Raw genomic sequence first — 11,018 nt, 5'->3', positions numbered from 1 at the left:
TCACTCCCCGGCTTCGGGGGCCAACCCTGACCCCGGGGCCCGCCCCCCTTTTCACCAAACCCCGTCGCGCCTGGGCGCCCCCCCCCGCTGGGGGGGGCCATGACAGCTGTGGATGGCTGCTCGCTACTTCTTTTCCGCCTGCGCCTGCGCCTTTTCCGCGTCCCACGCCTGGAATTGCTTGAACAGCGTTTCCTTATCCGCGTCGGACACTTTTGCGGCCGAGGGGCTCTGTTGCAGGAACGCCTCGAAGCGTTGCCGCGTCACCGGTTCGACGCCGTGGCGGTTGAGCCATTGCTGCGCCACCGGCAATCTGTTCCAGCCCGCCAGGGGCGCCGCGAGCGAGACCTCCTTCCACTTGGGATGGAAAGGCGGGTTCTGCAGCGTCGGGAACTTCGTGAAGAACGCGTCCACGTACAATGCAAGCTTGCGGTAGCGCTCGGTGTTGGGCGCCCAGTTGTAGGCCGCGAGCACCGCCGGCACCGCGATGGTGTCCACGCTCTCGCCCTCCTTGACTAGGTTCGGATAGTCCTTGGCGGTCAGCGTCGCCGGCAGATAGTCGCTCTGGAGGGGCTTTGCATAATCCACGGTCGCAAGGTGGAAGCGGCCGTCATTGCCGAAGGTCGAAACGGACTTGTACGGTTTGCCGCCGACCACGATGACGGCGTCGATCTCGCCGGCCTTCAGTTTCTCCATCGCGATGCGCTGCTCGACATAAACGAATTTCGCCTTGATCCCGAGCCGCTCGAACACGGTGAGCGCGGTGACGAAGGTGCCGCCGTTCGGCAGATCGACGCTTACAGTTTTGCCTTCCAGATCCTTGAGTGTCGCGACCGCTTTTGGCGCGATCACCTGCATCTCCTCGTTGTAGAGCTTCGTCACATAGGTGAATTGCTTCTTGATGTCCTTGGCAAAACCTTTGCGCTCGAGATAGTCGAGCGTATCCGCGCGCACGATTCCGAGATCGACGCCTTGCAGGAACAGGATGTCGGCAACGCTCTGCACCGAGCCTCGGCCGACGATTGGCAACACACGAATCCTGTTGCCGTCGTCGAGCACGGAGGCGAGGTCGGCGCCGAATTGCACATAGGTGCCGCCGATCGTGCCGGTGATCAACGTCACGGTGTTGGCGTTCAGCGACTGCTTGGTCGAGCTCGAACCGAACTGGAAGATGGCTTTCAGGCTGTCAGAGACCTTGGCCGGATCATATTCGGTCTGCTCGGCGCGTGCCGCGAAGGCACAGATCGTCATGATGGCGGCAAGCGCCATTCTCAAAGCGTTACGCATGATATCCCCTAAAGAGTTCTAGTTCTGAAGCTGGGCGAGGCGTTGCCGCGCCTCCGCCGATCCAAGGCCTGCGGCCTTTTGGTACCAGTCGCGCGCGGCGGTCGCGTCGGCAGCAACGCGCCGCGCGTCGCTCGTGCCCAGCACCGCCGGGTCATAGGTTTGCGCGAGCAGAAATGCAGCCGTTGCATCCTGTGCATTGGCGGCGCGTTCGAGCAGCAGGCGCGCCGCGGCAATGTCGCCGACCGCCAACAGACCGTTCGCGCGCGCCATCAGCCCAGCCAGTGTGTCGGCATCGAGCGTCTTGGCGGGCGGTGGGGGCGCAGGCGGCGCGGCGACTGGCCCGGGCGCCTGGGCTTGCAGCGCGGTTTGATAGGCAGTCGCAATCGCTTCGCGGCTCGGAGCTGAGGCTGCGGGGAGATCCTGCGCGTCAGCGCTCGCCAGCCTCGTGTTGCCCAAGCGCGCCGGGTCCTTGTACGCGGTCTGAGGCCTGTCCGGCACGTCGGCCGACGCCATGGCCTGGTCCAGCTCGGCACCCGTCGGGCTGGCAGCGTCGGCGGCGAAGAGATTGCGGAGACTGGGCTGAAACAGCGCGGCCGCAACGGCCAGCGTGGATGCGACGAGAACCGCCGCGAGAACAGGCGGGACAAATCTGAGCCGGGGACTCAACGCCCGCGCCGTATATTCGGCTGAATCCGGCACACCGAGCGGATCGGACAGGAACAGTGGAATTGGATCTTCCGGTGACAGATCGACCCGCGCGGCGCGCGCACGGATATAGGACGCGACGGCCGGATGTGATGCAGTTTGATCGGAATCGACCGATCTCGATTCCCTGGACGGGCGGTACGCCGTCGTCTCCATGGTGATGCTCCCCCTTACTAACGCAACGCTGGGGCATCCCGGCTTCAGTCTTTTTGTTGTTGTCCAGAAATGCCCCGCAAACTGGAGCCGGTAAATCGCCGTCTGAATCAGCCCAAAAAAAGTCGGCGGCTTGCGCGAATCGGGAGATATTTGGGTTTGATTGGGGCGAGGCGAAGGAATGCCCCGCAATTTTGTCGGTAATGGTTGAGGGGGATTGATCCGGCGGCGGCGCGGACACTGCCTGTCCCGCGCTCGCTGTCATTCTCCCCGAAGGCGGGAATCCAGTACGCCGCGGCTTCTCGATTCAATGACTGACGTCTCGGAGTACTGGATCGCCCGGTCAAGCCGGGCGATGACAGTTGAGCTCGTGGCGAGCGGCCGTACCGACACACGCCACGCCGCATAGCCTCACGGATGCAGGATCACCTTGCCCATGGCCTGACGTCCCGCCAGCACCTTCAGCGCATCCGCAGTCTGTGCCAGCGGGAAGACGCGATCGACATGCGAGGAGATCTTCCCCTCCGCTGTCCACTTCACGAGCTTCTCGAGATTGGCGCGGTTCTTTTCCGGGTTAAGTCGGGTCCACGCGCCCCAGAACACGCCGCGGATGTCGCAGCCCTTCAGCAGCGCGAGGTTCAGCGGCATCTTCGGAATGTCGCCGGCGGCAAATCCGATCACGAGGAAGCGGCCTTCCCAGGCAATCGAGCGTAGCGCCTGCTCGGCATAGGTGCCGCCCACCGGATCGAAGATGATGTCGACGCCCTTGCCGCCGGTGAGCTTTCGCAAGCCTTCCTTCAAATCTTCCTTGCCGTAATTGAGCGTGAGTTCTGCACCGTGCGCCTTCGCGAATTCGAGCTTCTCGTCCGACGACGCGCAGGCGATCACCTTCAGGCCCATCAGCTTGCCGAGCTCGCACGCGGCAAGTCCGGTGCCGCCGGCGGCGCCGAGCACCGCGAGCGTCTCGCCCGGCTTCGGGCTCGCGCGATCTTCCAGCGCATGCAGCGCGGTGCCGTAGATGATGATGATGCCGGCCGCCCGGTCATAATCGAGATTGTCGGGGATCTTCACGATCGATGCCGCAGGCAGCGCGATCTTTTCGCGCGCGCCATTGTGGCCGCAGGAGGCGACGACGCGATCGCCGACCTTCAGATCGGTTACGCCGGGGCCGATGCTCTCGATCACGCCCGCGACTTCGGCGGCCGGCGAGAACGGGAACGGCGGCTTGATCTGGTACTTGCCCTGAATCATCAGGATATCGAAGAAGTTCAGCGCCGCAGCCTTGATCGCGATCACGGCTTCGCCGGGACCGGCCACCGGATCCGGCACGTCGGCCAGAACGAGATCGTCGGGCTGGCAATATTGCGAGCAGAGGATGGCTTTCATGGCGGCACCTTCTTGAGAAGTGAAGTACTGGGCGTTTCGAGTGGATTTATAGTTTGCCCGTTTCTGCCGGATTTAGGTGCGGGCGACAATCCGGTTTCTTTGTCTATTAGACCGCACCGGCCTATCCTCTCGTCATTGCGAGCGCAGCGAAGCAATCCAGAATCCGTGCCGCGGAAATAGCCTGGATTGCTTCGCTGCGCTCGCAATGACGGGAAGACAGAAAGGGAGGATTCAAACCATGTTTGAAACAGGCCTGCTCAAGGACAAGCGCATCCTCGTCACCGGCGGCGGTTCAGGTCTCGGTGCTGCGATGGCGCGCCGCTTCCTCGCGCTCGGCGCTGAACTCGTGATCTGCGGCCGCAAGGTCGATCGGCTCGAGGCGGCGGCGAGCGAGATGCGCGAAGAGATCGGCGGCAAGGTCGCGACGATCGCCTGCGATATCCGCGATGGCACCGCCGTCGAGAGCATGATGGACGCCATCTGGCGCGAGGCGCCGCTCGATATTCTCGTCAATAACGCGGCTGCGACTTTCATTGCGCAGAGCGAGCATCTCTCATTCCGCGCCGCGGATGCGATCCTCGCGCCGACGCTGCATGGTGCGATGTATTGCACGCTTGCCGCCGGCAAGCGCTGGATCGACGGCAAGCATGGCGGCGTCGTGCTCTCGATCCTCTCGACCTCGACCATCACCGGCCGCGCCTTCACCGTGCCATCGGCGATGGCGAAGTCGGCCGTGCTGGCGATGACCAAAAGTCTCGCCGTGGAATGGGGCCCGAAGGGCATCCGCACCGTCGCGATCGCGCCGGGACCGTTCCCGACCGCGGGCGCCTCGGGTCAGCTCCGCCCCGAGGGTCGCGACGAAGGGTGGGCCGCGCGCAACCCGATGGGACGCGCCGGCGAGCACCGCGAGCTTGCCGACCTCGCCAGCTTCCTGGTCTCCGACCGTGCCGGCTACATCAACGGCGAGATGGTGGTGATCGACGGTGGCGCGCATTTGCGCAGCTCAGGCGCCGAGGATTTGTTGCGCTGGACCGATGCGCAATGGGCGGAGCAACGCGCGGCGCGATCCCGGGCCTAGTCGCCTCGACCTTCGCTAACTGCCTTCCCAAATTGGACTTTCCCGGCTATCCCTGCCGCGGGGACAATGCGCGACCGGGCCATCTTCCAGTCACAATATTGAGGGAACCACTCCAGCATGTGGCGGGTGCTGATTTTAGCTTTGATGACGGGCGTGGCGGCCTGTGGAATCGTCGATTCCGCGCGGGCGCAGACGGCGCAGCCCGCGCCCAAAACTGCACCGAAAGAGGCCGCGCCGAAATCGGCTGCGCCGGCGACCAATACGACTGGAAAGACGGCTGCAAAGCCCGAGAGCAAGCCAGTGGCTCCGCACGCGGCGGTTGCGGGCGGCGCAGAGCCAACCCTGATTGGTCAGTTCGGCACCTGGGGCGCCTATTCGGCCGCGCCCAACGGCAAAAAGGTCTGCTTCGCGCTGGCCAAGCCGTCGTCGTCGAAGACCAACCCGCCGAATCGGCCGCGCGATCCTGCCTATGCCTTCGTCTCCACCCGCCCGGCGGAGAAGGTCAACAACGAAGTCTCGGTCATGATCGGCTACGCACTGAAGCCGGGCTCTGAATCGTCGGTCGAGGTCGGTGGCGCCGCTTTCGCCATGTACTCGCAGGGCGACGGTCTCTGGATCAAGAATGCGGCCGAGGAAGAGCGGATGGTCGAGGCCATGCGCAAATCCGCCGATCTCGTGGTCAAGGGCGTCTCGTCCAAGGGGACCGAGACCACCGACACGTTCTCGCTGAAGGGCCTCGCCCAGGCGCTCGACAAGATCGCGCAGGATTGCAGGCGTTAAGCCTGCGGTCGATAAGGTCGCAATCGGCGGTTCCGGTTGCTATATAGGGCGGACTAGACTTTCTCCCGTCATTCCGGGGCGCGCGAAGCGCGAACTATGGTGCGCAATTGCGCACCTGAGAATCTCGAGGTTCCGGGTCTGGTCCTTCGGACCATCCCGGAACGACCACCTAATCAGGCCATTCAATGCAACCGATGACCGAGCCGCACAACGCAACGCTGGTGGAGAAGACTCCGCTCGAAACCTATGTGCCGCCGGCGAGGCCCTCGCTGATCGGCCTGTCGCGCACCGAGCTTGCCGATCGCCTCGGCGAGATCGGCGTTGCACCGGCGCAGCGCAAGATGCGTGTGCAGCAGCTGTGGCACTGGATGTATTTCCGTGGCGCCCAGAACTTCGAAGAGATGACCTCGGTCTCGAAGGGCATTCGCGCCGAGCTCGCGCAACATTTCACCGTCGACCGGCCCGAAGTCGTGGCCGAGCAGATCTCCAACGACGGCACCCGCAAATGGCTGCTGCGGCTGCCGAGCGGCGACAATGTCGAGCGGGCGCATGAAGTCGAGTGCGTCTACATCCCCGAAACCGATCGCGGCACGCTGTGTGTGTCCTCCCAGGTCGGCTGCACGCTGAACTGCTCCTTCTGCCACACCGGCACGCAGCGCCTGGTGCGCAACCTCACCGCCGGCGAGATCGTGGGACAGGTGATGGTCGCACGCGATCGTCTGAACGACTGGGCCGATCGCGAAGACGGTACGCGTCGCGTCACCAACATCGTGATGATGGGCATGGGCGAGCCGCTCTACAATTTCGAAGCGGTGCGTGACGCCCTGCTCATCGTCGGCGACAACGAAGGCATCGGCATCTCCCGCCGCCGCATCACGCTGTCGACTTCGGGCGTGGTGCCGAACATCGTGCGCGCGGGCGAGGAGATCGGCGTCATGCTCGCGATCTCGCTGCATGCGGTGCGCGACGAGCTGCGCAACGAGCTGGTGCCGCTCAACCGCAAATATCCGATCAAGGAATTGCTGCAGGCCTGTCGCGACTATCCCGGCGCCTCGAACGCGCGTCGCATCACCTTCGAATATGTGATGCTCAAGGGCGTCAACGATTCGCTCGATGACGCCAAGCTGCTGGTGAAGATGCTCAAGGGCATTCACGCCAAGATCAATCTGATCCCGTTCAACCCCTGGCCCGGCACCGCCTATGAATGCTCGGACTGGGACCAGATCGAAAAGTTCTCCGAATACGTCTTCAACGCGGGCTATTCCTCGCCGGTGCGCACCCCGCGCGGCCGCGACATTCTCGCCGCCTGCGGCCAGCTGAAGTCGGAGACCGAAAAACTCTCCGCCAGGGAACGCCAGACGCTGCGCGCCATGGCGATGACAGACTAGCTTGGTAGGTGCACTGTGTTGCTTCCCCGTCATTGCGAGGAGTGCAGCGACGAGGCAATCCAGACTGCCTCCGCAGACGCATTCTGGATTGCTTCGCGTCGCTCGCAATGACGGTAACGTTGGCTTCCTCTGCATGTCCTTGATCGGCCGCCTCATCGTCATCTTCATCGGCTTTCTCGCCGCCTGCTTCGTCGGCGGCATGATCGTCGTCATCGCGCTGTTGTTTCCGGAGTTCGCCGATCTCGGCGCCGGTCCCGTCGATCAGGGCACGATCGACATCCTGCTCGGGTTCGGTTTCATCTTCGTCTCTGGCTTTGCGCTTGTGCCGGCGGCGGTGATCGTCGCGATCACCGAGGCGCTCTACATCCGCAGTGCTCTCACCTATGCCGTCGGCGGCGGCCTCGTCGGCCTCGCCTGCTATCTCGGCCTCATTCCCTTTCACTCCGACACCTTGCAGTTCGAAGGCATCGTGCGCCGCCATCTCGAGATCATGACCGGCGCCGGCATCGTCGCCGGTGTCGTCTACTGGCTGATCGCCGGTCGCAATGCCGGTGCCTGGCGCAATCCGCCGCTGCCGCGTAAGCCGCCTCCGCCGCTGCCCTCGAATTCAAGGCCGGATTGAGGTGCCGTCATTGCGAGGAGCGAAGCGACGAAGCAATCCAGACTATCGCCGCGGATGGATTCTGGATTGCTTCGCTTCGCTCGGAATGACGGATTCCGGGGTTTTCATCCCCTTCCCACTCGGCTAAACCGCGCGCCATGAACCGGACCGGACTCTTCATTGCCCTGGCGCTGTGGCTCGTGATCGGCGTCGTTTTCGGCCTTTATCCCGAGCTTGATCTCAAGCTCGCCGCGCTGTTCTTCGACCCTGAGACCAAGACATTTCCGCTCAAGCTGAACGGCTGGGCCAGCTTTGCGCGGGACGCCGCGATGTGGGTTGCCTGGGCGTTCGTGCTGCCTGCGCTGGTCGCGCTTGTGGTCAAGATGTTCAAGCCCGACCGGCCGCTGATGGTCTCGGGGCGCGCGATCGTCTTCCTGCTGGTCACGATCATCGTGTCGGCCGGCATCCTCACCAATTTCGCCTTCAAGTCCTATTGGGGCCGGCCGCGTCCGGTGGTGGTGACGCAGTTTGCCGGCGACCAGCAATTCGTGCCGTGGTGGGACCCACGCGGCGGTTGCGCGCGCAACTGCTCGTTCTTCTCGGGCGAGGGCGCGACCGCGTTCTGGACGCTGGCGCCGGCCGCATTGGCACCGCCGCCGTGGCGCCCGCTCGCTTATGCCGGAGCCGTGGTGTTCGGCCTCGTGACCAGCGGCCTGCGGATGGCATTTGGCGGCCACTTCTTCACCGACGTGTCGATCGCCGGCCTCGTCACCTTCGTCGTGATCTGGTTTGCCTACGCGCTGATTTACCGCTGGCCGCGGACCCGGTTTTCGGACGAGGCGGTCGATGCCGCCTTGACCCGCCTGAACATGCCTGCCTACCGGCTGCGCCAGCGCCTGTTCGGCCGCAAGACGGGGCCCGAGCCGTCAGTTTGAGCCATTAAAGGGGTGCCGAGCCCCGCGAAATTTGATATTCGCGCGGTCAACCCGTGAAACGACATCCGCCCTTCGAGACCGATTGGAAGCCCCATGACCACGATCCTGAAAAGCCTGCCCAAGGGTGAGAAAGTCGGCATCGCTTTTTCGGGCGGCCTCGACACGTCAGCGGCGCTGCTCTGGATGAAGCAGAAGGGCGCGCGCTGCTACGCCTATACCGCCAATCTCGGCCAGCCCGATGAGGCCGACTACAACGAGATTCCGCGCAAGGCGATGGAGTTCGGCGCGGAGAAAGCGCTGCTGGTCGATTGCCGCACGCAGCTCGTCCATGAAGGCATCGCCGCGATCCAGTCCGGCGCCTTTCATATCTCCACCGGCGGCATCACCTATTTCAACACCACGCCATTGGGGCGCGCCGTCACCGGCACGATGCTGGTCGCGGCGATGAAGGAGGACGGCGTCAACATCTGGGGCGACGGCTCGACCTTCAAGGGCAACGACATCGAGCGCTTCTATCGCTACGGCCTGCTGACCAATCCGGGCCTGCGCATCTACAAGCCCTGGCTCGACCAGCAGTTCATCGACGAGCTCGGCGGCCGCGCCGAGATGTCGGCGTTCATGACGGCGCAGGGCTTTGCCTACAAGATGAGCGCCGAGAAGGCATATTCGACCGACAGCAATCTGCTCGGCGCGACGCACGAGGCCAAGGATCTCGAAAGCCTCGACAGCGGCATCAAGATCGTCAACCCGATCATGGGCGTGCCGTTCTGGCGTGACGACTGCAACGTCAAGGCCGAGAAGGTCGTGGTGCGATTCGAGGAAGGCCAGCCGGTCGCGCTGAACGGCCAGACCTTCTCTGATCCCGTCGCGCTGTTCCTCGAAGCCAACGCGATCGGCGGCCGCCACGGCCTCGGCATGAGCGACCAGATCGAGAACCGCATCATCGAGGCCAAGAGCCGCGGCATCTATGAAGCGCCCGGCATGGCGCTGCTGCACATCGCCTATGAGCGCCTCGTCACCGGCATCCACAACGAAGACACCATCGAGCAGTACCGCATCAGCGGCATGCGCCTGGGACGTCTGCTCTATCAGGGCCGCTGGTTCGATTCGCAGGCCCTGATGTTGCGCGAGACCGCGCAGCGCTGGGTCGCCCGCGCCGTCACCGGCGAGGTCTCGCTGGAGCTGCGCCGCGGCAACGACTACTCGATCCTCAACACGGAAAGCCCGAACCTGACCTATGCGCCGGAGCGGCTTAGCATGGAAAAGGTCGAGGACGCGGCGTTCACGCCGGCCGATCGCATCGGTCAGCTCACCATGCGCAACCTCGACATCAACGATACCCGCGCCAAGCTGAAGCTCTACAGCGACACGGGCCTGCTGTCGGGCAGTGAAGGCTCGCAGATCTTCCGGCTGGAGAACGACAAGGGCTGAAGCGTAGGGTGGGTTAGCGCAGCGTAACCCACCTCTTCTGTCTCTGCGGATACGAACAGTGGCGGGTTACGCCTTCGGCTAACCCACCCTACAAGCAAAACAAAAATGGCCGGGATTGCTCCCGGCCATTTGCGTTTGTGCGTGCCGTTACCGCGGCGGCGCGGTGCCGGGCGGGGGCGGCGGCAGCGAAGCCTGGCCGCCGTTGAGCAACGGCGTGATGTTGCGGACGGTGACGCGGCGGTTGATCGCGCTCGGTCCTTGCGTCTGCTCCTTCAGGTACTGCTCGCCATAGCCCTGCGACGTCAGGTTCTCGGACGGCACACCGAATTGCTGGGTCAGCAATTCGGCCGCGGCCTGCGCACGACGATCCGACAATGACAAATTGTCGACGTCGTTGCCGACCGCGTCGGTGTGACCTTCGATCAAGAACACCACGCGCGGGTTGGCCTGGATCGCACGGTTAAGACCGTCGGCGATCGACTGCAGCTTCGCCGCCTGGTCTGGTGGGATGGTCCACGATCCCGTCTCGAAGTTGATCGTGTTGAGGTCGATGCTCGGCATCTGCATGCGAACATTGGGGCTGTAGCGGATCTCGTCGAGTGTGTAGCGACGGTTGATCCGCTGCACCGGCGGCGCCACCATCGTCTGATAGATCACGTCCGGCGACGCCTCCTCGGCATCGACGATATAGCGATCGTAGGGAATGTTCACGACGGGCGGCGGAGCGTCGACATAGAAACCGCCGACCGACTGCGGATCGCGGTAGCTGTTATCGATGATGACGAGCTCGCGCCCGGCCGGGTCCCTGCGGATTCGCCGCAGCAGCCGACCGTCCGGACCGACAACAGTAACGATCTCGCTGCCGTCGGGACGGATCACCACGGTGCGGGTATCGGCGCCGACAGTCTCGGTGCGGATGTCGCGGGCGCCATAGCGGAAGCGATAGAGATCGTTGCCGCGGACGTATGTCTGCCCACCCGGATCGCGGATGATGATGCGGTCCGGCTCGGTGTAGACGGTGCGGCCGCCTTCGATGCTTTCGCGGCGCTGGTTGCGGTAGTCGGCGATGGTGGCGCCGATCACGGCACCGGCAACGACACCTGCACCGATCGCGAGCGGTGTCAGGTCACGCTGCGGCGGACGCGGCGGTGGCGGCAGGGGCGTGGTCGTCGTGGGCGCGGCGCGGAAGGCCGGCGCAACCGTGGGCGTCGCGTATTGCGCCCTGTTGGGCGGCGGGGTCGCAGCCGCCGAGCCCGGGACGGTGCTCGGTGCTGCGG

Annotated in this window: 10 protein-coding genes; 6 read left to right on the top strand and 4 right to left on the bottom strand. The window is 64.2% G+C overall.

The annotated features are described in order from the left end of the window. Positions 1-123 precede the first annotated feature (123 nt). The 3 genes from AC0L3A_RS31870 to AC0L3A_RS31860 all read right to left on the bottom strand — a co-directional run bounded on the left by AC0L3A_RS31870 (position 124) and on the right by AC0L3A_RS31860 (position 3,528). The gene (locus AC0L3A_RS31870; RefSeq protein WP_007598749.1) at positions 124-1,284 is read right to left on the bottom strand and encodes a TAXI family TRAP transporter solute-binding subunit; all 1,161 of its coding nucleotides are present in this window, start codon (positions 1,282-1,284) and stop codon (positions 124-126) included. Between the two features lie 18 nt (positions 1,285-1,302). Continuing rightward, positions 1,303-2,145 carry a hypothetical protein gene (locus tag AC0L3A_RS31865; RefSeq protein ID WP_007598750.1) on the bottom strand — a complete coding sequence of 281 codons (843 nt, stop codon included), beginning with the start codon at positions 2,143-2,145 and terminating at the stop codon, positions 1,303-1,305. A gap of 408 nt (positions 2,146-2,553) precedes the next feature. Next, positions 2,554-3,528, bottom strand: coding sequence for an NADPH:quinone oxidoreductase family protein (locus AC0L3A_RS31860; RefSeq protein ID WP_007598751.1), 975 nt, complete (start codon positions 3,526-3,528; stop codon positions 2,554-2,556). 238 nt (positions 3,529-3,766) lie between these two features. On the opposite strand from AC0L3A_RS31860, the gene AC0L3A_RS31855 reads away from it, so the two are divergent. The 6 genes from AC0L3A_RS31855 (at position 3,767) to argG (ending at position 9,741) form a co-directional block, all read left to right on the top strand. After that, positions 3,767-4,606 carry an SDR family oxidoreductase gene (locus tag AC0L3A_RS31855; protein ID WP_007598756.1) on the top strand — a complete coding sequence of 280 codons (840 nt, stop codon included), beginning with the start codon at positions 3,767-3,769 and terminating at the stop codon, positions 4,604-4,606. A 117-nt stretch (positions 4,607-4,723) separates the two neighbouring features. Then, on the top strand, positions 4,724-5,386 hold the full coding sequence (locus AC0L3A_RS31850; RefSeq protein WP_007598757.1) for an invasion associated locus B family protein: 663 nt from the start codon (positions 4,724-4,726) through the stop codon (positions 5,384-5,386). A 185-nt stretch (positions 5,387-5,571) separates the two neighbouring features. Then, positions 5,572-6,774: a dual-specificity RNA methyltransferase RlmN gene (gene rlmN, locus AC0L3A_RS31845; protein ID WP_007598759.1), complete on the top strand. Its 1,203-nt coding sequence runs from the start codon at positions 5,572-5,574 to the stop codon at positions 6,772-6,774. A 133-nt stretch (positions 6,775-6,907) separates the two neighbouring features. Beyond that, complete coding sequence (locus AC0L3A_RS31840) at positions 6,908-7,396, top strand: hypothetical protein (RefSeq protein ID WP_007598761.1); 489 nt, start codon at positions 6,908-6,910, stop codon at positions 7,394-7,396. Positions 7,397-7,533: 137 nt separating this feature from the next. Then, complete coding sequence (locus AC0L3A_RS31835) at positions 7,534-8,310, top strand: phosphatase PAP2 family protein (RefSeq protein ID WP_007598763.1); 777 nt, start codon at positions 7,534-7,536, stop codon at positions 8,308-8,310. A gap of 93 nt (positions 8,311-8,403) precedes the next feature. Then, the gene (gene argG / locus AC0L3A_RS31830; RefSeq protein ID WP_007598765.1) at positions 8,404-9,741 is read left to right on the top strand and encodes an argininosuccinate synthase; all 1,338 of its coding nucleotides are present in this window, start codon (positions 8,404-8,406) and stop codon (positions 9,739-9,741) included. A gap of 147 nt (positions 9,742-9,888) precedes the next feature. Here the strand turns inward: argG and AC0L3A_RS31825 are convergent, their stop codons facing one another. After that, positions 9,889-10,824, bottom strand: a complete 936-nt coding sequence (locus AC0L3A_RS31825) for an OmpA family protein (RefSeq protein ID WP_198288316.1) — start codon at positions 10,822-10,824, stop codon at positions 9,889-9,891. Between the last annotated feature and the right edge of the window lie 194 nt (positions 10,825-11,018).

This window comes from Bradyrhizobium sp. MI1.3 (assembly GCF_055811695.1).
This window is presented reverse-complemented; position numbering and strand designations above follow the sequence as displayed.